The sequence below is a fragment of the Corynebacterium sp. HFH0082 genome (assembly GCF_000411235.1).
Lineage (GTDB): Bacteria > Actinomycetota > Actinomycetes > Mycobacteriales > Mycobacteriaceae > Corynebacterium > Corynebacterium jeikeium_D.
In genome coordinates this window covers 303213-324036 of record NZ_KE150404.1, presented here as the reverse complement: position 1 = coordinate 324036, position 20824 = coordinate 303213, and the positions used below count along the sequence as shown (strand labels likewise).

General features: G+C 59.3%; 12 protein-coding genes. 4 read left to right on the top strand and 8 right to left on the bottom strand.

Annotated elements, in window-relative coordinates; all coding sequences use genetic code 11:
* Positions 1-18: 18 nt before the first annotated feature.
* From kdpC to HMPREF1206_RS01360, 3 genes are read left to right on the top strand one after another with little or no spacing between them, the layout of a single operon-like run.
* The gene (kdpC, locus tag HMPREF1206_RS01370; protein ID WP_016421615.1) at positions 19-609 is read left to right on the top strand and encodes a K(+)-transporting ATPase subunit C; all 591 of its coding nucleotides are present in this window, start codon (positions 19-21) and stop codon (positions 607-609) included.
* A 46-nt stretch (positions 610-655) separates the two neighbouring features.
* Positions 656-3259 (top strand): ATP-binding protein, encoded by a 2604-nt coding sequence (locus tag HMPREF1206_RS01365; protein ID WP_016421614.1) that lies wholly within the window; start codon positions 656-658, stop codon positions 3257-3259.
* Between the two features lie 6 nt (positions 3260-3265).
* The gene (locus tag HMPREF1206_RS01360; RefSeq protein ID WP_016421613.1) at positions 3266-4009 is read left to right on the top strand and encodes a response regulator transcription factor; all 744 of its coding nucleotides are present in this window, start codon (positions 3266-3268) and stop codon (positions 4007-4009) included.
* Positions 4010-4205: 196 nt separating this feature from the next.
* Here the strand turns inward: HMPREF1206_RS01360 and HMPREF1206_RS01355 are convergent, their stop codons facing one another.
* From HMPREF1206_RS01355 to HMPREF1206_RS01320, 8 genes are all read right to left on the bottom strand, one after another.
* A complete protein-coding gene (locus tag HMPREF1206_RS01355) occupies positions 4206-5888 on the bottom strand; it encodes an ABC transporter ATP-binding protein (RefSeq protein ID WP_016421612.1) in 1683 nt (560 codons plus the stop codon).
* On the bottom strand, positions 5885-6853 hold the full coding sequence (locus tag HMPREF1206_RS01350; protein ID WP_016421611.1) for an ABC transporter permease: 969 nt from the start codon (positions 6851-6853) through the stop codon (positions 5885-5887). The genes HMPREF1206_RS01355 and HMPREF1206_RS01350 overlap by 4 nt, the downstream gene beginning before the upstream one ends.
* Positions 6846-7772, bottom strand: coding sequence for an ABC transporter permease (locus HMPREF1206_RS01345; RefSeq protein WP_016421610.1), 927 nt, complete (start codon positions 7770-7772; stop codon positions 6846-6848). The genes HMPREF1206_RS01350 and HMPREF1206_RS01345 overlap by 8 nt, the downstream gene beginning before the upstream one ends.
* A gap of 4 nt (positions 7773-7776) precedes the next feature.
* A complete protein-coding gene (locus HMPREF1206_RS01340; RefSeq protein WP_016421609.1) occupies positions 7777-9522 on the bottom strand; it encodes an ABC transporter substrate-binding protein in 1746 nt (581 codons plus the stop codon).
* Between the two features lie 498 nt (positions 9523-10020).
* Positions 10021-11649: a protein adenylyltransferase SelO family protein gene (locus HMPREF1206_RS01335; protein WP_016421608.1), complete on the bottom strand. Its 1629-nt coding sequence runs from the start codon at positions 11647-11649 to the stop codon at positions 10021-10023.
* 140 nt (positions 11650-11789) lie between these two features.
* Positions 11790-14021, bottom strand: a complete 2232-nt coding sequence (locus tag HMPREF1206_RS01330; RefSeq protein ID WP_016421607.1) for a 3-hydroxyacyl-CoA dehydrogenase NAD-binding domain-containing protein — start codon at positions 14019-14021, stop codon at positions 11790-11792.
* 74 nt (positions 14022-14095) lie between these two features.
* The gene (locus HMPREF1206_RS01325) at positions 14096-15331 is read right to left on the bottom strand and encodes an acetyl-CoA C-acetyltransferase (protein ID WP_016421606.1); all 1236 of its coding nucleotides are present in this window, start codon (positions 15329-15331) and stop codon (positions 14096-14098) included.
* A 238-nt stretch (positions 15332-15569) separates the two neighbouring features.
* Complete coding sequence (locus HMPREF1206_RS01320; RefSeq protein WP_016421605.1) at positions 15570-18779, bottom strand: type I restriction endonuclease subunit R; 3210 nt, start codon at positions 18777-18779, stop codon at positions 15570-15572.
* A 198-nt stretch (positions 18780-18977) separates the two neighbouring features.
* Between HMPREF1206_RS01320 and HMPREF1206_RS01315 the strand changes: the two genes are divergently transcribed.
* On the top strand, positions 18978-20699 hold the full coding sequence (locus tag HMPREF1206_RS01315) for a DUF5635 domain-containing protein (RefSeq protein WP_042388976.1): 1722 nt from the start codon (positions 18978-18980) through the stop codon (positions 20697-20699).
* Positions 20700-20824 lie beyond the last annotated feature (125 nt).

Sequence of the window (20824 nt, the reverse complement as noted above, 5' to 3'; positions counted from 1 at the left end):
AAAAGAATTGAGAAGGACATGAACAAGAATTTTCGGTTGATATCCACCACAATCAAGGCGTATCTGCTGCTCACGGTGGTTCTCGGCCTGCTTTACCCAGCTGCCATCTGGGCAGTGGGACGCATCTGGTCCGATAATGCCGATGGGTCGCTGATCTACAACTCAAAGGGTGAAATTCAGGGCTCGGAGCTGATTGCCCAGGAGGTGACGAAGCCGGGCTTCTTCTACCCGCGCCCGTCCGCCGCTGGCGATAACGGCTATGACGCAATGTCGTCCTCGGCATCCAACGTCTCGCCCTGCAACAAGGAGTTCCAGGCTGAGATTGAGCAGCGTCGCAAGGGCGTTGCAGCGCGAGAAGGTGTTAATCCTCAGCAGGTTCCAATCGAGGCAGTTACCGCTTCCGGTTCCGGCTTGGACCCGCACATCTCCCAGAAATACGCCGAGCTGCAGGCGCCCCGTGTGGCTAAGGAACGAAACCTGCCACAGGCTGAGGTGGAGCGTCTAATCTCTGAAAATAGTGAGAACACAATGACGGAACAGGGCTCGCAGGATGGTGGGCGACTGGTCAACGTCGTAAAGCTGAACGCCGCCCTGACAGACGGACAGTAAGCATCCCGCGATCGGGCAAGGTAAGGCAAGTAAAGGTCTGTAAGAAATGGCCAAGCGAGGAAAACTGAAGGTCTACCTGGGGTTTGCCCCGGGCGTGGGCAAAACGTGCGCCATGCTGAGCGAGGGGCACGATCTGTACTCCCGCGGGCACGAGGTAGTCGTTGGGCTGGTGGAGCACCACGGTCGCGAGCGGACGAAGAAGCTCATCGAAGGCCTGCCGGTGTTGGATTGCCGAAAGGTGTCCTACCGAGGCAACACCTATCGTGAGCTGGATGTTGATGCGATTATCGAGATGCATCCTGAGGTCGCCCTCGTCGACGAGCTCGCGCACACCGTCGTCACCGATGAGCCGGACAACGAGTTCGTTCAGCAACGCAAGCGCTGGCACGATGTCTACCAGCTTCTCGACGCAGGCATCGATGTCATCTCGACGATGAACATCCAGCACCTGGAATCGCTTAACGACGTCGTTGCGGCCGTCACCGGCGTGCGCCAAATGGAGACGGTGCCCGACCGTGTCCTCCGCGATGCGGACGAGATTGAGCTCATCGACTTAAGCCCGGATGCCCTGCGTATCCGACTGTCCCGCGGCGAAATCTACCGCAAGGAGCAAGCGGAACTGGCGCTGCGGAAGTACTTCCGACCCGGCAACCTCAGCGCCCTGCGTGAGCTGGCACTGCTGTGGCTGGCCGACAAGGTCGAAGAGGTTCTGGACTCCTACCGCGAAGATGAGGAGATCGACGATCATTGGACTACCCGCGAGCGTGTGGTGGTAGCGGTGCGTGATGACAACAACGCCGAGGCCATGATTCGTCGCGGTGCTCGTATGACCGGTCGCGTGGCCGGCCGCGAGATGATTGTCGTGCACATTACCGGTGATGACGATGGCCTCGACCGCGGCTACTTGCGTCGACTGCGAAAACTGCAGGACCTCACCGAGTCGCTGGGTGGGCAGTGGCGTACCATCGTGGGCGATGATGTGCCGGGCATCCTGCTGGAGTTCTCCCGCACGGTGAATGCATCGCAGCTGGTCATCGGATCGGAGCTGGGGTTGCGACGCTATGTGGGGTTGAGTACTTCCCAGCGCATCATTGATCAGGCCGGGCCTATCGATGTGCACATCATCTCCTCGAGCTCAGAGAAGAAAGCTAAGCGGCGCAAGAAACTGCGCTCTCGCTTTTCCAAGGAGCGACGCATCACGGGGTGGCTCCTGGCGCTGGTGGGGCCAGTGCTGTTGACGTTGCTGCTTTACCAGCTGGACACCGGCCCGGAGTTCCTGGGCGTGCTGCTGCTGACCTACCTGATGCCGATAGTCTTCGCCGCGATGGCGGCAGGATTGGTGCCGGCGCTGGCGGCAGTGGCGGTCGCCTCAATACTGGCGAACTGGTACTTCACCGCTCCGGTGAACACCCTGACCATCACCGAGCCGGCTAGCTTGGCGCAAATCCTGCTCTTCGGTGTGATTGCCGCGGCTGTGGCGACGGTGGTGGAACGTTCCGAGCGCCGCCGAGAGATGGCGGACAGGAGTCTGCATCAGGCAGTCGTAATGTCCGAGTTGGCACACGGTGTCGTCCACGATGGCGACAACATGTCCAACCTGGTCCACAGCTTGGCGGATACGTTCTCGATGGAGCGTGTGGACGTGCAGCGTTACTCTTCAGAGCGCAAGAAGTGGTTGACCATTGTCACCACCGCAGAACACGGCTTGTCCGAACCATGGACGACAGAGCTGCCGATGACCAAGGTCAGCTCCGGCGATGATCTGCGCTTTGTGCTCAGCGGGCGCGAACTCACCGCCGCGGAGACCGCCATGATTGCGGCTCACGGTTCCCGCATCCGGGCGCTCATGGACATGGAGGAGATCGCCGCGATGCGCCGCGCCACCGCCGCCCTCGAGGCAGGCAACCGCGTGGGCAGTGCGGTGCTGACCGCCGTTTCACACGACCTGCGCACACCGCTGGCCAGCATCAAGGCCGCGATCTCCAGCATGAATATGGAGGACGTCGAGCTTGACGACGAAACGCGCCTCATCCTCATGGAGACAATCGAGAGTTCCGCGGACCGACTAGAAGTGGTCATTGGCAACTTGCTCGATGCCAGCCGCATCGACTCCAGCACCAAGCGGGTGGAAAGTGTGCCGGTTAGCGTCTCCGATGTCGTGGATGCCGTATGCGCGGAGTTGCCGGAAGCCGCAGGTCACATTGACCGCGATATTGACCGTGACGTCTGCATGGTGGAAGGCGATCCGGGACTTATCCAGCGCATTGTCTCCAACATCGTCATCAACGGTCGCCAATATGCGCCGGAGTCGAACCTGACCATTCGTACGCGGCCCAGCGAGCGAGGTGTGCGCGGTCCCGCCGACATGCCCGTCATGGGCTCGCTGGGAGCCATCGCTGCGAGCGCGTGCATAGACATTTTGATCATTGACCACGGTAAGGGCATCCCGGAGGATAAGTTGGAGGAGATTTTCCAACCATTCCAACGCCTTGGCGACTACTCGGCACAATCCCAAGGTCTTGGCCTGGGCCTTGCCGCCGCCTCGCGTTTTGCCGACGCTATGGGAGGCGCCATCCGCGCCGAACAGACACCCGGCGGCGGTGTCACCTTCGTGCTGACTTTGCCGCGCGCAATGGGCGAGAGAAAGTAGGATTCCATGAACCTCAGTTCAGGCAAACTCACAGGTCAGGCTGGTGACAAACCCGGACGAAAGATCCTCATTGTCGAGGATGATGTCGCCATGGCCCGCACTGTGCTTGTCAGTTTAAATGCCCGCGGTTACGAGCCACGTGTCGCGCAAACGGCTACGCGCGCGTTGGCCGCGGTCAGCGAGTGGAAGCCCGACGCCGTTCTCCTGGATCTGGGCTTGCCCGATGTTAGCGGGCTGGAAGTGTTGCGTTCTTTGCGCAGGTGGAGCGATATTCCAGTGCTGATTGTCTCCGCGCGTCACGACGAGGCGGGGAAAATCAACGCACTGAACGAAGGGGCCGATGACTACGTCACCAAGCCCTTCTCGATGGGGGAATTGCTGGCTCGGCTGCGTTCAACCATGCGGCGTGCCAGCAAAGTCGTGGTCGAAGAGGTGCCGAAGGTGACCTCCGCAGATGGTCATCTAGTGGTTGACCTGGCCAAACGACAAGTTCTCGTGGCGGACGAGCTCGTGCATCTGACCCCGCGCGAGTGGGATATCCTGGTCTATCTGGTGCAGCATCGCGGCGAGTTGGTGACCAAGCTGGAGCTTCTAAAGGCCGTCTGGGGTGATCAGTACGAAAAAGAGACCAACTACCTGCGCGTTTACATCTCCCAGCTGCGCCACAAGATCGAACCCCAGCAGGCTCACAACAAGTACTTGCGCACTGAGGTGGGGGTCGGCTACCGCATGGTGCTGGGCGAGGAGTAGCAGTCGGCTGCCTTTCCCGGTCCCCGTTTCTGCGCCGCTCCCCGCGCCGCCCCCCGGTCCGCTCCGTTCCCCTCCGTTCCCCTCCCGCGACTTCACGACGCCCATGTCACCTCATGCCACCTCCACAGCTGGCATGAGGTGACGCTTGTGTCGTGAAGTGCTGTGTGTGCGGGCGGCGGCAGGTGGCGCTGCCCAGCTACAGCTCCAAATCCAACGACGCACCCGGGATGGCATCCAGCAGGCGCTGCGTGTACTCCTTCTCCGGGTGGTCGAAGAGATCATCGGTCGGACGGTGCTCCACCATCTTGCCGTGCTCCATCACGATGATTTCATCGGCTACCTGGCGCACCACCGCGAGGTCATGCGTGATGAACAGGTAGGCCAGGTCCAGCTCTTCCTGCAGCTCAGCCAGCAACTCGAGCACCTGCGCCTGCACCACCACGTCGAGGGCGGAAACGGCCTCGTCACAGACCACAACCTCAGGATTCAGCGCCAGCGCACGCGCAATCGCCACACGCTGACGCTGACCACCCGACAGCTCACCGGGGAAGCGGCGCCCCATTTCCGCGGGAAGTGCGACGCGGTCGAGAAGCTCGAATACGCGCTGCTCACGCTCCTTCTTGGTGCCAATCTTGTGAATCCGCAGCGGCTCCTCGATGGAGGAATGCACCGTGCGCATCGGGTCCAGCGTCGCATACGGGTTCTGGAAAATCGGCTGAATGCGACGCCGCAGCTCCAGCTCCTCTTTACGATTCCGGCCCTGGACGCGTTTGCCGTCGAAAAGCACTTCGCCTTCGGTCGGATCGAGCAGCCCCAGCGCCATGTTGGCGACAGTGGACTTGCCCGAACCGGATTCGCCCACGATTCCAATGGTGCGACCGCGACGCAGCGTAAAGCTGATGTCATCGACGGCGCGGAAGGAATCCTTGCGCCACGGACGGTCGCCGCGGATGGCAAAGTCGCGCACCAAGTTCTTCGCGACCAGAATCTCCTTCTGGTCCGCATCCGATGTCGTCGGCGCCGCCACCACGCGATCACCGCGCCGGGCAGCCAGCGATGGAGCCGCCGCGATTAGCTGCTTGGTGTATGGATGCTGCGGGCGGGTGAGAACTTGCAGGGCAGGGCCGGTCTCCACGACACGTCCTGCTTGCATAACGACGAGTCGGTCAGCGCGCTCGGCAGCCAAGCCGAGGTCATGGGTAATAAGCACCACGGACGTGCCGAGTTCGCTAGTGAGCTTGTCGAGGTGGTCGAGGATTTTCTTCGCCACGGTCACGTCGAGAGCGGAAGTGGGCTCATCGGCAATCAGCAGCTTTGGGTGCGCGGCCAAGCCCATCGCGATAAGCGCGCGCTGGCGCATGCCGCCGGAGTACTCGTGTGGGTACTGGTCGATGCGCTTTTTGGCATCGGGAAGACCAGCCTGTTCCAGCAGTTCAATCGCCTTTTTGTGGGCCTCGGAGCCAGTGGCGATGTTATTTGCGCGCAGCGCCTCGGTAATCTGGGCGCCGACGGTCCACACCGGATTCAGGTTGGTCATCGGATCCTGCGGGACCAAGCCGATGCCGCTACCGCGGATACTGACAAACTCGCGGTCTGTCAGATGCGTGATGTCGCGGCCATCAAAGGTGATGGTGCCCCCGGTGACTTCGCCATCACCGGGCAGGAGCCCCAGCGCGGCATGGACAGTGGTGGATTTACCCGAGCCGGATTCGCCAACAATGGCGACCGTCTCACCGGGGAAAATCTCCAGGTCGACGTCATGCACCACATCGGTCAACGATTTACTGCGGCGGCCGGACGCTGTGGTCGTCGGAAAGCCAATGCAGACATCCTTCAAGGTGAGAATGGGCGCTGCGGAAGTATTGGTGTCGGTGCTCATCGACGACGCTCCTTCGGGTCGAGAGAATCCTTCAAAGCGTCACCCATGAGGATGAAGCCGAGAACGGTAATCGCCAGGGCGAGTGCTGGCCAGAACAGGTTGGACGGGGCCTGGCGGAGCACCTGCTGTGCGACAGAGATGTCGTTGCCCCAGGAAACGGTGGTCGTCGGCAAGCCAATGCCCAAGTAGGACAGCGTGGCCTCGGCGACGATGTAAATACCCAGTGAGGTCGTGGCCATGACGATGACAGGGGCGAGGCAGTTCGGCAGCACATGGCGGAAGAGAATGCCAGTGCTGGACAGACCGAGCGCCTTGGAGGCGGTGACGTATTCCTCGTTTTTCACTGAGATCACCGAGGAGCGCACCACGCGCGCCATCTGCGGCCAGCCGAAAGCAGCGAGCACGAAGACCACGGACCAGATGGTGCGTTCGGTAAACAGCTGCATCAGCACGATACCGGCGAGAATCAGGGGGATGGCAAAGAACATGTCCGTGATGCGAGAGAGCACCGCATCGACCCAACCGCCGAGATAGCCAGCGATGGCACCGAGGATGATGCCCACCACGGTCACGGCCAGGGTGACGCCGATGCCGACGATGACCGAGGCGCGGGCACCGTAGATGACACGGGCGTAGACGTCGTAGCCCTGCTGAGTGAAGCCCATCGGGTGGCCGTCGCGGGCTGGGGCCAGCGAGTCACGCAGGTTTGCCGCCGTCGGGTCCACAGAGGTGAACAGCGACGGGAATGCGGCCACTGCGATGGAGAGCAAAATAATGAATGCGGAAACCCAGAACAGTGGGCGGTAACGCAGGTTCTGCCAGGCCGAACCCCAGAGCCCCAGCGGCGGGGTATCCGGCAACTGCTTGTGGTCGGGGTTCGTTGCCTGGGCGGTGCCGGTATGCACGGTGTTGGCCTGCTTTTCTGGCTGAGTCGAATCTAACTGCGTCGAATCTGGCTTAGGCATAACGAATCCTCGGATCCAGGACTGCGTAGAGCAAGTCGATGAGCAAGTTGGCGAACATGTAAATAACCACCAGGATGGTCACGATGCTGACCACGGTGGGAGCTTCACCAATCTGGACGGCGTGGAAGATCAGGCCACCGATACCGGGCACGTTGAAGATGCCCTCGGTGACAATTGCGCCACCCATCAGAGCAGCGAGATCAGCGCCGATGAAGGTCACAACGGGAATTAGCGAGTTGCGCAAGATGTGGCGGCGGGTGACTTCAGAGGTTGGCAAGCCCTTGGCGCGGGCAGTGCGTACGAAGTCAGCATGGCGTGCCGACGAAACCTCGGAGCGCGTCAGTCGCAGAACATAAGCAACCGAGACGAGACCCAGCACGAATGCCGGCAGCAGCAGGGAAGTAAAGGAGGCATCGCTACCAACGGTGGGGGAGACAATCTCCCAGCGCACACCGAAGAGGTAGCGGGCCACGAAGCCGAGCACGAAGGTCGGAGTTGCGATAACCAGCAGGGACATCACCAGAACGGTGGAGTCGAAGAATCCGCCCTTGCGCATGCCGGCAATAACGCCGAGGCCAATGCCGAAAATGGCCTCAATGGCAACGGCCATCAGCGCCAGGCGAATCGTAATAGGGAAGGCCAGCGCAATTTCCTCGCCGACCGAGCGGCCGGAGAAGGTCTCGCCCATATCCAGGGTGAATAGGCCCTTGAGATACTCCCAGTACTGGACGAGGAAAGGCTCATCCAGGTGGTAGTGAGCGCGCAGTGCTGCGACCTGCTCCGGTGGCAGCTGCTTATCACCAGCCAGTGCAGCGATGGGGTCGCCTGGCATGGCGAAGACCATTGCATAAATCAGCAGTGTGGCACCGAAGAAAACCGGCACCATCTGCAGGAGTCTCTTTCCGATGTACCAACCCATGGTGCTAGTCCTTCTCAATCATCGGGTAGTCCAAAATGCCGTCCCACATCACCACGGGGTTACGCAGCTTCGGATTCCACGCCACCGAAGCATTCGGGTACCACAGCGGGATTGCAGGCAAATCTTCCATCAACACCGACTGAGCCTTGACGTAAATCGGCTTAGCGTCTTCTGGGCTCTTTGCCGAGGCCGCCTCTTGAATCAGCTTGTCGAACTCCGGATTGGAGTAGTGGTTGTCATTCGAGGAACCACCGGTGACGAACTGCGGGATCATGTAGTTGGCCACTGACGGGTAGTCCGCTGACCAGCCAGTGCGGTAGCCGCTGGTGATGGTCTCGTTGGAGATTTCATCGCGCAGCTGCTTGAAGGTCGGGTAGGCCTTGCCGTGGGAATCGATGCCGAGGGTCTCGCCAATCATGTTGGTCACCGCTTCGACCCACTGCTGGTGTCCTCCGTCGGCGTTGTAGGCAATGTCGAACGAGCCGGTAAACGGCGCAATTTTGTTGGCTTCGGCCCACAGTTGGCGGGCCTTCTTCGGGTTGTATTCCAGCACCTCTTGGCCAGGTACGTTCGGGTCAAGGTCGCCGAGCGTCAACGAGCTGAACTCGCGCGCCGGGGTGCGGGTGTCGAAGAAAATCTTCTCAGTGATTAGTTTCCGGTCAATCGCCATGGAAATCGCTTGACGACGAAGCTTGCCCTCTTCACCCGAAAAACCTGGCAGATTTCGCGGAATTGCGAAGTACTGCGAAGAGGAGGTCGGGACGTTTGCGCTGGAGTCGGGGAAGTCGGTTTGGAAGCTGGCGAGAGCCGTTGGTGGAATTGTGCGTGGCAGCGTGTCCAGGCGGCCTGCCTGGAGGTCTGCGTATGCGGTGTCCACGTCCGAGTAGAAGCGGTATACCAGGCCGTTGTTACGGGCCTTGTGCTCACCGGCGAAGTCATCATTGCGAACCACAGTTAGCTGGTTGTTGTGCAGCCAAGCGCGGCCTTCGGCCATCTTGTACGGTCCATTGCCGATTGGGTGTTCACCGAAAGCCTTCTTGTCTTCGAACGCGGCCTTCGGCAGCGGCATAAACGCGACATAGCCGAGGCTGAGCGGGAAGGAAGAATCTGGGTTGGTCAGATCCACGGTGAACCTCAGGTCATCGACCTTTTTCAGGCCGGAGAGTGTTTTCTCCGTGGCCTTTTCTCCCGAAACAGCATCAAAACCCTGCACGTTGGCGAAGAAGGACTGCTGCTTCTGCAGGTTCGGTCCGTAGGCAGCGTAATTCCAGGCATCGATGTAGCTCTGCGCGGTGACTGGTTCGCCGTTGTGGAAGGTCCAGCCCGGTTTCAGCGTGATGTCGAAATGAGTCGAGTCCTCGTTGGGCTTAATTTCTGCCGCATGATCCAGGATCATCGAGCCGTCGGTGTCGTAGCGCACCAGACCCGAGTAGAGCATGCGGAGGATATCGCCACCACCGGTTTCATTGGTGTCAGTGGTGTACAGCGGCGACTGTGGCTCGGAGTTCTGGACCACAATGAACCCCGCGCCGACCTGTTGCTGGTCAGTGCTGCAGGCAGCGAGCGCGCTTCCTGGCAAGGCGATTACCAGCAAAGCCGCCAGGATCTGGCGGACATGCAGCGTGAACTTTCCTTTTCCGCTGAGCGTTGTTGCGTGCAGTTTTGTGGCACGGGACTTCTCTCGCTGTCGGAGCTTCCGCCGGAGTTTCTGCCGGGTGTGGAAGGGGCCGGAGGCAACGGGTCTATGCATCGCGAGCCTTTCTAGATTCTGCCAGATAGGCGATATGAATTTGGCGATCGGCTCACTCCAAATGACTTAGATACCCACCTCCCACCTGCATAAGCAATGGTGGTGGTGACAACTTGGGTGTGGTGGACTCTAAGGTTTGGATACGACCGTTCAATACAGTCTCTAACCATACAAGTCCAAAAAACATATGAGTATTAATCAGGCGAATCATCCCTTATTTGACGGTGTCTTTTACCCTCGATTGGGGAGTTAATCCTGTGCAGTGGTGCAACGTTGTAACATTCTGGCACCCCCGCAGGGGTTGCCCTTTGGTTCTCCGCGCCGCTGGCACTCAGTCAGGGCCCTACCCGCGTTGGGCCCGTCCGCGGGCCCATCCGCGACTTCACGACAGCTATGTCACCTCATGCCACCTCCACAGTTGGCACGAGGTGACACCCGTGTCGTGAAGTGGGTTTTGGAAGAGGAAGTGGACTTTGAAGGAGGCGGAGAGACAGCGCATTAAGTCCCGCAGTACGAGTGGAAAGCACCCAACTCCCGCGGTGCCGGCTCCGTGAACCCCGCTGGGACGTCTTGCGACTCAAAGGGGTTGGTTACCGCCTCCAGCAGGTGCCGGTAGTCGGTCAGATCCCCCGCCCCTGCCGCCGCTAACGCTTCCGTGACCAGGTGGTTTCGCGGAATATACAGCGGATTCGTTTCCTCCATAAGTGCCAGGGCCGTCGTCCGGTCGATTCCCAGCTCCTTCCGCGTCCGCTTCCACAACTGCCCCCACTCAGCCGCGGCGGCGGGGAACGCAGGATCAGCGGTCAGCCTGGTCAGCGCAGCCAACGCAGCAACTGTATCCCCATCACCATCGGCCAGAACCTCAATCAGCGCCCGATGAGCATTCGTATGGTCGAGCCCAAACTTCGCCAGCAACGCCTGCCACTGCTGCACCAGGGGGATGGCCAGCGGGTCGTCGTAAAGCGAGGGGAGAATCCCCAACTTGGGCAGCCACCTGCGGCTGAGCGCATCGGTGAATTCGTCGGCGAATTCGCCCAGGATGTCGCGGGCGCGTGCGAGGGCTTCCTCCGGGGTGCCTGCGAAATGCGGTAGCAAAGTCTCCGCAAGCTTCGACATATTCCACCCGGCAATCGTCGGCTGCGCGCCGAACGCGTATCGACCGCCTCGATCAATGCTGCTAAACACCGCCCGGGGGTCGTGCGCATCCAGAAACGCACACGGCCCGAAGTCGATGGTCTCGCCCGCGATGCTGGCATTGTCGGTGTTCATCACGCCGTGAACAAAACCGCAGGCCAACCACGCCGCAACGAGATTGGCTTGCCGCTTGACGACGTCCCGGAGAACCGACTCCGCCGAACCTTCGTAGCCATGCCGCTGCGCGGCGAACTCGATGAGCCGATCCATGATTCCGGTGTCCGTTCCGGAGCGAGCGACCAGCTCGAACGTGCCAACTCGCAGGTGGCTGGATGCTACGCGCACGACGATGCCACCCGGTTGAAGTTCGGTGGTGGGGTCGGTGTTGTCGAATGGGGTTTGCGAGCCGCGGTAAATCTCTTCGCCGGTTTTGATGACCGCCAGCGCGCGGGTGGTGGGGATGCCGAGCGCATACATGGCTTCGCTGATGAGGTACTCCCGCAGCGCGGAGGTCAGCGTGGCTTTGCCGTCACCGCCACGGGAAAAGGGCGTGGGGCCGGTGCCTTTCGCCTGAATCTCGTAGGCCTGGGTGTTGTCGCTGTGGGTTGTCTCTTTGGGGCAGTCGGGCTGGTTAGGCGGACAGTGCAGCCCAGTCAGCCCCGGTTCAACCTCAACTGTGGCAAGCAAGAGCGCGCGACCATCACCGAGTAGGCCTGCGAAGTTGCCGAACTGGTGGCCGGCATAGGCCGTGGCCATCGGGGTTGTGTATGCGCCGAGTGGGGTATCGGTTTCCTGGCCGACTCCGTGATCGGCGCCGTGGCCAGTGAGGAACTTCAGGCCAGCCTCCGAGCGAAGCCACTGCGGGGAGAGGCCGAGTTGGGTCGCGAGCTCGTCGTTAAGCATGACCAGCTGCGGCGATGGGGCATCAAACCCCTGCTGGTCGATAGCGAGTTCAGGCAGTGCGGTGGGCAGATCAGCGACGTTTCTAGCCATGTGCGCAGTTTAACGGGTAGGCCGAATTGGGGTTGGCGCGCTGGTGCGTTCAGCGGTGCTACGCCGTTGACGTGGCCTCGAAGGCGAAAAACCCCGGTTACTGGAACAATTCCAGCAACCGGGGTGCGCTCGGGGTAGTCCTACTTCTTCAGGGACTCCGGAGCGTTGAAGCGCTCACCGTGCTTAGCGGCCAGCTCTTCGGCGCGCTCGACGAAGCCCGCGACGCCGCGGCGCTCCGGGTGAGCTGCGGCCGGGTCGACAACAGTGGCGCCGTCGTAGTTCTTAATGAACTGGCGAGTACCACCGGTCCAGGCCGGGTAGCCGATACCGAAGATGGAGCCGATGTTGCCGTCGGCGTCGTGAAGCAGAACGCCCTCGTCGACGCACTTCTGAGTCTCGATGGCCTCGATGAAGAGCATGCGGTCAACCAGCTCCTGCAGGTCGGTGTCCTCCGGAGCGATCGGGGTGATGTTTAGCTCCTCGCGGAGCTCGTTGAACAGGCCCGGCCAGAGACCGGAGCGCTTGCCGTCGACGTACTCGTAGAAGCCCTTGCCCTCGAGCTTGCCCGGGCGCTCGAACTTGTGCAGCATGGCCTCGACCAAAGCCGGTACGCCGCCCTCGTCCAAGGTCTGACCTGCAGCCTCGGCGGCAGCGCGGGTCTCGCCAGCGATCTTCTCCATGAGCTTGAGGTTCAGCTCGTCGGCAAGCTGGAGCTGCGGTGCCGGGTAACCGGCCTGGCGACCAGCGGCCTCGATGATGGCCGGGTCGTAGCCCTCAGCGACCATACGCAGGGCCTCGTTGATAACGGTGCCGATGACGCGGGAAGTGTAGAAACCGCGGGAGTCGGTAACGACAATCGGAATCTTGCGGATTGCAACAGCGAAGTCCAGCGAAGCGGCGAGGATTGCCGGGTCGGTGTTGTCGCCGGAGATGATCTCAATCAGCTGCATCTTGTCCACCGGGGAGAAGAAGTGCAGGCCGATGAAGTCCTTCTCACGCTTGACGTGGGAAGCCAGCTCGGTGATCGGAAGGGTGGAGGTGTTGGAGCCCAGGATGCAGGTCTCCGGAACTGCGGCCTCGATCTCGGCGTGAACCTTGTGCTTGAGGTCGGTGTTCTCGAAGACGGCCTCGATGACCAGGTCGACATCGGACAGGTCGTCGTAGGACTCAGTCGGCTTGATGCGGTTCAGCAGCGCTGCGGACTTCTCCTCAGTGGTGCGACCGCGCTTGAGAGCCTTGGCCTCCAGACCTTCAGAGTAGGACTTACCGCGCTCGGCGTTCTCCAGGGAAATGTCCTTCAGGACAACTTCCATGCCAGCCTTTGCACACACGTAGGCGATACCTGCGCCCATCATGCCGGCGCCGACAACGGCAACCTTCTTGAACTCGCGCTTCGGGTACGGGGTGCCGTCAGCCTGCAGCGGACGGGAGCCGCCGCCCTGAGCGTGATTGAGGTCGAAGAAGAACGCCTGCATCATGTTCTTCGACTGAGTGCCGGTGACCAGCTCGGTGAAGTAGCGGGACTCGATACGCAGTGCGGTGTCGATGTCGACCTGAGAGCCCTCGATGGCAGCCTGCATCGCAAGGCGCGGAGCCTTCATCGGGGAGCCCTTGAGCTGCTTGGTCAGGTTTGCCGGGAAGGACGGCAGGTTCATTGCGAACTTAGGAGTCTTCGGGTCGCCGCCCGGGATCTTGAAGCCCTTCTCGTCCCACGGCTGTGTGGCCTTGGCATCTTCGCTGGTCAGCCATGCTCGAGCAGTGTCAATGAGCTGCTCCGGAGCAACAACCTCGTCAACGAGGCCAGCTGCGAGGGCCTTGCCCGGGTTCATCTGAGCGCCGGTCAGAATGACCTTCATCAGCGCGTCCTGAATACCCAGCATGCGAACGACGCGGGAGACACCGCCGCCACCCGGCAGCAGGCCGAGGGTGACCTCTGGCAGGCCAATCTTGGAACCGCGGGCATCAGCCGCAACGCGGTGGTTAGCAGCCAGCGCGACCTCGAGGCCGCCGCCCAGTGCTGCGCCGTTGATGGCGGCAACAATCGGCACCGGGAGCTTCTCCAGGCGACGCAGGGAGGCCTTCATGTCCTCGACCATGTTGAACATGTCAGCTGCATCGTCCTCAGTGGCCTTGGACATCTGCTTGATGTCACCGCCTGCGAAGAAGGTCTTCTTCGCAGAGGTGATGATGATGCCCTTGATGGAGGTCTCAGAGCCGTCGCCAATTTCGTTTTCCAGGCGCTCCACGGTGGCGCGGATGTCGTCCTGGAAAGTCTTGTTCATGGTGTTGACCGGTGCGTTCGGGTCATCCATGGTGAGGGTGACGATTCCGGCGTCGTCCTGATCCCACCGGAACATGTTATCTGTGCTCATAAATCAGTCAGTCCTTTGTGGTTATCGCGGTGTGGCCGCGGTAATTGTCGCTGTGAGTTTCGTTCCGGTTTGCTTTAGACGCGCTCGATGATGGTTGCAACACCCATACCGCCAGCCACGCAGAGCGAGATGAGTGCGTAGCGGCCACCGGTGCGGTGCAGCTCGTCGATTGCAGCGCCGGTGATCATGGCGCCGGTTGCACCCAGCGGGTGACCCATGGCCATTGCGCCACCGTTGATATTGAGCTTGTCGTAGTCGATGCCCAAGTTCTGCTGAGCATGCTTGACGACGGCGGCAAACGCCTCGTTGATTTCCCACACGTCGATATCGTCGACGATCAGGTTTGCCTTGGCCAGAGCCTCGCGGACCGCCGGCTCGATGCCGGTCAGCATGATGGTCGGCTCGACACCATTGACGGCGGTGGCGACAACGCGTGCGCGTGGGGTCAGACCCATGTCTGCGCCGGCCTTCTCAGAACCAACCAGGGTCAGTGCAGCGCCGTCGACGATGCCGGAGGAGTTACCTGCGTGGTGGACGTGGTTGATGCGCTCGAGCTGCGGGTACTTCTTCAGTGCAACTGCGTCGAAGCCACCCTGCTCACCCATCATGGTGAAGGCTGCGCGCAGGCCGGCCAGGGACTCTGCGGAGACGCCCTCGCGGATGGTCTCATCGCGGTCGAGGATGGTCAGGCCGTTAGCGTCCTTGACCGGGACGACGGAGCGGTCGAAGCGACCCTCAGACCAAGCCGTTGCGGCACGGGCGTGGGAGAGTGCTGCCATTTCGTCGAGGGACTCGCGGTCAAAGCCGTCAAGCGATGCAATTAGGTCAGCGGAGATACCCTGCGGGACGAAGTCAGTTGCGAACGAGACCTGTGCATCCATTGCCATTGCGCCGCCGTCGGACATCATTGGCACGCGGGACATGGATTCGACGCCACCGGCGAGGACGAGCTCGTCCATGCCGGAGCGGACCTTCTGAGCAGCCAAGTTGATGGCGGAGAGGCCTGAAGCGCAGAAGCGGTTGATCTGGACACCGCCGGTGCGGTACGGCAGACCTGCGGTGAGTGCTGCGGTGCGGGCAATGTCCGCACCCTGGTCGCCGACCGGGCTGACGCAGCCAACGATGAGGTCGCTGATGCGTTCTTCATCCAGCTCCGGGAAGCGGTTGCGAATTTCGTCGATGAGGCCGACGAGAAGTGATACCGGGCGTACCTCGTGGAGGGAGCCGTCCTTCTTGCCCTTGCCGCGCGGGGTGCGAATTGCCTCGTAGATGAAGGCTTCGCCGCCCGGCTGAATGGTGGCGGAAGTCATGTGTTTTTACCTCACAGATTCGTCGTAAAGTGTCGTGCGTCACTCTATAACGAATGCCGGATTGCCGGGGGTGATTTGAGGGGTACTGGGGAGAAAGTTAACTTGCCGTAGTCTCTCACCTGCGGTTATGGGAGAAACCGGGGGTAATTACATAAGTATTTTTAAACACAGCTTCGCGGAAGCGAGGCGGTAACGGTCTGCCATGTGAAGGCCCAATCGTTACGCCCGTCCGCAACCATCAAGCCGCCTCTCCATCATCCTGCGCGAACCCCAAGTTCCGATAGCGCTCGACAAAGGCCTGGATGCGCTGCAGCACCCGCGTCTTGACCTTCTCGCGCTCATTACCTGGAGTAAACCGCGACATTGGCGGAAGAACTCGAACAATTCCGGTGCCAAGCGTGCTGACAATGCCGGTGGTCAGCGCCTCTTCAATGAAAGATTGCGCAGTGGGCATCCGCAGCTTTTCTTCAGTGATGATCGCATTGAGTTCTTCCGTGCGTTTGGTCCTGATGAATTCTTCCCACTGCTCGTCAACGGGCTGTGTCAGGCTCACGGTGTTGACAAATTCTTCAATCAGATCGCGCTTGTTCCGCAGTGATGGGCTGGAGTTTGCAGCGCGAGAAATCTGGGCACGAATTTCTTCTCTCTCGTCACTGCCGTGGGTTTCGCGGTATTGCTCGACGAGCATGAGAATGTAGTCGACATTGATCTCTACCTGCTTAATCAGCTCCATCTCGAAGACCACATCTTCGTTGATGGACTCCCGTTCCCCGTCGCTTTCAGTACGGAATTCCGCGAACAGGTCGAGGTAGATACTGCGGTAGTCCTGCTCCTGGCGAGGCGTCAGCAGCGCGTCATCGGCGAATTGGTCGAAGGAGGTCAGGATGTTTTGGACACGCAGAATCGCGCCGAAAAGCTTGATGAACTCTTTTTTCGCCTTCTCGCCAACAATGACCTTATCCAGCGGGTATTCCTGGAGCAGCTGATTCACTAGCTCGGCGTATTCCGCAAAGTACTCAGCGTAGGGCTTGAGCAGCACTACGCTTTGCGCATCGGTGTCGCCGAAGAGCCGCAGCGCCTCATTTGTGGCATCTTCGAGGTCTCGGAAGCAGACAATGTTGCCGTACGTCTTGACTGAGTTGAGGATTCGGTTGGTACGCGAGAACGCCTGAATCAACCCGTGGTATTTCAGGTTCTTGTCGACGAACAGGGTGTTCAAGGTGGTGGCATCGAACCCGGTGAGGAACATGTTGACCACGATGGTCATATCGACTTCCCTGTTCTTCATTCGCAGGGAGAGGTCTTTGTAGTAGTTCTGGAATTTCTCGGCTGAGGTGTCGTAGTTGGTCTTGAAATATCCGTTGTAGTCGGCAATCGCCGCTTCCAGGTAATCGCGCGCAACCTTGGGTAGCTGCTCGGGCTCCATGCCTTCTTCACGGAGCAAGCCTGTCTCGTCGGCCACGGCAGTAGCTGCCGCAGCGTTTTTCTTTTCGCTTGACGACGGAATCGTCGGTGACTCATCCTTTTCGGCCTCATTTGGCGCGAATGAGTAAATCATGGCGATCTTCAGCCGCTCTGCTTCCGGCAGTGACGCTTGCGCTTCTTTGAAGAGGTTGTAATAGGTGTAGGCAGCCTCAACAGAAGCGGTGGCGAAGATAGCATTGAAGCCACGAACTCGTTGATTTTTCTTTATTTCCTTAATGCGACCGCGGTGTCGGGCCTTTGCTGAGGCGGATACGTTCTCGACAACGCGGTGTTCGTAGAAGGTTTCCCGCTTCGTTTTCTGCGCGAAGTGTTCGAGCGTGTAGTCGACGACGTTTTTCAGGCGTGGTTCCGCCAGGAGTGCGCCTTCGGTGTCGATGCCTGTGACTTCCTTGTCTTTAACGTTTCCAACCGAGATGGTGTTGACGTAGTCAATCCGGAAGGGCAGGACATTTCTATCGGTGATGGCGTCAACGATGGTGTAGGCGTGGAGTCGTTTGCCGAAAGCCTGCTCGGTGGTTTTGAGGTTGGCCTTGGTGCCGCTGGTGGAGTTGTCGGCGAAGATGGGCGTTCCGGTGAATCCGAAGAGGTTGTACTTTTTGAATGCCTTCGTGATGGCAGTGTGCATGTCACCGAATTGGGAGCGGTGGCATTCGTCGAAGATGATGACTACGTGCTTGCTGTAGACATCGTGGTGTTTGTTGCCTGCGATGAAGTTCGACAGCTTCTGAATTGTGGTGATGATGATGGCCGCATCGTCGTCTTCCAGCTGCTTCTTCAGCACGGCGGTCGAGGTGTTGGAGTTGGCAGCACCCTTTTGGAAGCGGTCATACTCACGCATGGTTTGGTAGTCGAGGTCCTTGCGGTCGACGACAAAAAGGACCTTATCGACATGCGAGAGTTTACTAGCCAGCTGTGCTGTCTTGAATGAGGTGAGGGTTTTCCCCGAACCGGTCGTGTGCCAGATGTAGCCGCCGGCCTCCGTGGTGCCAAGGCGTTCACGATAGTTATTGGAAATCTCAATTCGTTGCAGAATCTTCTCAGCAGCGACAATCTGGTACGGGCGCATCACCAGTAGTTCTTCCGCGGCGGTGAAGACGCAGAACTTAGTCAGAATATTGAGAAGCGAGTGCTTGGACAGGAATGTCTTAGTGAAGCCAACAAGATCCCGGATGGGTTGGTTGTTTGCGTCAGCCCACCACGATGTGAATTCAAAGCTCTTAGCACCGCGTGCTGGGCGGCCTTTTCCTCCCGTTTCCTTGATGTGCAGTTCACGGGTGGTGTTGGAGTAGTACTTGGTCAGCGTGCCGTTACTGATGACAAACAGCTGCACATAATCGAACAAACCGTCGCCAGACCAGAAAGAGTCACGCTGGTAGCGCCTGATCTGGTTAAAGGCTTCACGCAGCTCTACGCCACGACGCTTGAGTTCGATATGCACCATGGGAAGGCCATTGACCAGGATGGTGACGTCGTAACGATTGGAGTGTTTCGCACCGCTTTCGCCCTTTTCCACCTCGTACTGGTTAATGACCTGCAGCCGGTTGTTATGGATATTTGCTTTATCCAGCAGTCGGATGTTTTTGCTTGTGCCGTCGTCACGCGTAAGAACCTGAATGTGGTCTTCGTGGATGCGACGGGTCTTTTCCTTGATTCCGTCGTTGGCACTGGTGATGCAGGTGTGATAGAACCGTTCCCATTCCGCGTCGCTGAAGGTGACGTGGTTGAGGGTTTCTAGTTGGCGGCGAAGGTTGGCAACGAGGTCTGCTTCGCTGTGGATGGGCAGGTAGTCGTAGGCCTGCGACTGGAGGATGTCGATGAGCTCCTGCTCCAGTTGCGCCTCGGTTTGGTAGTCCTCCGAGGTGCGCTCCTCGGCCTGGTACTCCGCGACGACGGTGCTCTGCTCACCGACAGCGATCGGGTCGTACTTGGTTACTCGTCGCTTGCCGACGCCGTCCTGGTTCATGCTGCCAGCACCTTTTCCATAGTGTTAATTTGAAGCGTTACTTTTATGAGTCTCTATCTTAGAGAGTCCGGGGTAACACGGGGTGGTGCAGCTAATCCACCAAGGTTCCCACAAAAACCACAACCACTGTTAGAATAAGGGGGCTCTAATCTAACAATCCCCAGGTGGTGGTTCGCTGTGGCTCCGACTTTGCCGGGAATGGAAGTTCGCCGGGAGCAGCTGATAGCTCAAGTTGACGCTATTTTGGAGTCGGCAATCGACGATTGTGTGCGTAAAACCAAAGAGACCCAGTCGATTGATTTCAAAGAGGAAGCTGGCCGACGTAGAGGTTCCCAGATTGAACCTGGTAAGTCGGAGAATCCGACAGCTGCCGACAAACTTGCCGACGAAGTGGCCTGCATGGCCAATACTCCTGGTGGCGGTGCCTTGATTGTTGGAATCGAGGATAAAACAGGGCGGATTATCGGTACCGAACTGGACATAGATTGGTTGCGGCAGGCTATCTATAGCCGGATTGATATTGCGCCCGATGTTGTCGAAAAGCGTGTGCAGGGCCAGCGAGTGCTTGTCATTTATGTTGCGGCAGCCTCTGAACCCGTTGAAGATACTGGGAACAGGCTGCGTTGGCGTGTTGGTGATTCGTGCAAGCCGGTGGACCGGTCGGAATGGTGGGAGTATCGGCGTGCGCAGGACGGCTTTGATTCAATGGCGCAGGTTAGTGCCGCAACACTTTCCGATGTCCGTCCCGGTGCCCTGGCGTTGGCCAGGAAATGGGACCCAGTGTTTGCCGAGCTTACCGACCAAGAAGTGCTGCACGGCATTGGTGCTCTTGATGCCAATGGATTCCTATCAATGGCAGGAAAGCAGCTATTTACTTCGGCAGGGCGTACGGTTATTGAGCTCAGCATTTTTGATGTTCACGGTGGTCAGGTGCTTAACAGAGTGGTGCCGGAACCTGAGAAGTCGTGTCTTGAGCAGCTTGCGTACATAGAGCAGGCTCTGAATGTGGTGAATAAAAACAACACTGTGGTGGAGGGGTTCGTACATAAGCCAGTGCCAGAGATTCCACGCGGTGCAGTGCGTGAGGCGATGCTAAATGCCATGATTCACCGCGATTGGAATCGAAGCGAAGCCATTGATGTGCGATGGATTGAGCTCGACAGCACCTTGATTGTGCGAAGCCCCGGTGGTTTTCCAGGAGCAATCACCGAAAACAATGTGTTAAGTAACCGTTCTGCTCGTTACCCCGCTCTGGCTGATGTGTATCGCGCAATTGGGCTCGTAGACAAGCAGGGTGTTGGGGTGGATCGCATGTACCAATCGATGATTGCCCTGGGGCATCGGCCGCCCACCATTGAAGAAGTAGCGGGCCCGTTTGTGGAAACGACTTTGGTGGGGGGCAGTCCCGTGCTGCCCGTTCTTGAGCTGATGTCAAGGATAATCCCGCAAGCACGGCAGGAAGATTACCGCATTGCAATCGTGTTGTATCTACTTTTTCAGCGCCCATTTGTCACGGTTGCGGAAGTAGCGCGTGGGCTGCAAGCCGGGCCTGAATCGGCTCACAATGCCCTGGATGCAGCCCGACAAACGACGGTACTGGGTGAACCGCTGATTGTCCCCCATGCTGGAGTGTGGGTGCTTGGCGAAACATGCCGAGCAATCTTGCGCAAAGCTGAACCGACGCCATTCTTGCCTGCGCGGTACCTCACCACCGATCAGGATGAACTCCAGAAAGCAGCGATGTTGTGGCTGTGTGAGGTTGGGGATATCGCTACAAGTGACCTCATGGTTCTGTCTGGAAGCTCCCGCGGCACAGTGAAGGCCTGTATCGACGTCATGGTAGAAGCCGGCATTGTCACTGCCATTGGCAACGGCCGATCGCGCAGGTATCGGCTCACTAATCCGTCAAGGTCCCTGTAGAAACCGAAATCATTGTCAGATTAGACACTGCCTAATCTGACAATCCGGAGGTGGGCGATGAATGCGGAAGTATCGCTGACCTGATGGAGCGAGGGAAGTCCGGCGTCCCGCTGGGACTCGCCGAC

What these genes read in the sequence shown, in the direction of transcription:
- kdpC (WP_016421615.1), top strand. Translation starts at nt 19, where the DNA reads ATGAACAAGAATTTTCGGTTGATATCCACCACAATCAAGGCGTATCTG.
- HMPREF1206_RS01365 (WP_016421614.1), top strand. Translation starts at nt 656, where the DNA reads ATGGCCAAGCGAGGAAAACTGAAGGTCTACCTGGGGTTTGCCCCGGGC.
- HMPREF1206_RS01360 (WP_016421613.1), top strand. Translation starts at nt 3,266, where the DNA reads ATGAACCTCAGTTCAGGCAAACTCACAGGTCAGGCTGGTGACAAACCC.
- HMPREF1206_RS01355 (WP_016421612.1), bottom strand. Translation starts at nt 5,888, where the DNA reads ATGAGCACCGACACCAATACTTCCGCAGCGCCCATTCTCACCTTGAAG.
- HMPREF1206_RS01350 (WP_016421611.1), bottom strand. Translation starts at nt 6,853, where the DNA reads ATGCCTAAGCCAGATTCGACGCAGTTAGATTCGACTCAGCCAGAAAAG.
- HMPREF1206_RS01345 (WP_016421610.1), bottom strand. Translation starts at nt 7,772, where the DNA reads ATGGGTTGGTACATCGGAAAGAGACTCCTGCAGATGGTGCCGGTTTTC.
- HMPREF1206_RS01340 (WP_016421609.1), bottom strand. Translation starts at nt 9,522, where the DNA reads ATGCATAGACCCGTTGCCTCCGGCCCCTTCCACACCCGGCAGAAACTC.
- HMPREF1206_RS01335 (WP_016421608.1), bottom strand. Translation starts at nt 11,649, where the DNA reads ATGGCTAGAAACGTCGCTGATCTGCCCACCGCACTGCCTGAACTCGCT.
- HMPREF1206_RS01330 (WP_016421607.1), bottom strand. Translation starts at nt 14,021, where the DNA reads ATGAGCACAGATAACATGTTCCGGTGGGATCAGGACGACGCCGGAATC.
- HMPREF1206_RS01325 (WP_016421606.1), bottom strand. Translation starts at nt 15,331, where the DNA reads ATGACTTCCGCCACCATTCAGCCGGGCGGCGAAGCCTTCATCTACGAG.
- HMPREF1206_RS01320 (WP_016421605.1), bottom strand. Translation starts at nt 18,779, where the DNA reads ATGAACCAGGACGGCGTCGGCAAGCGACGAGTAACCAAGTACGACCCG.
- HMPREF1206_RS01315 (WP_042388976.1), top strand. Translation starts at nt 18,978, where the DNA reads ATGGAAGTTCGCCGGGAGCAGCTGATAGCTCAAGTTGACGCTATTTTG.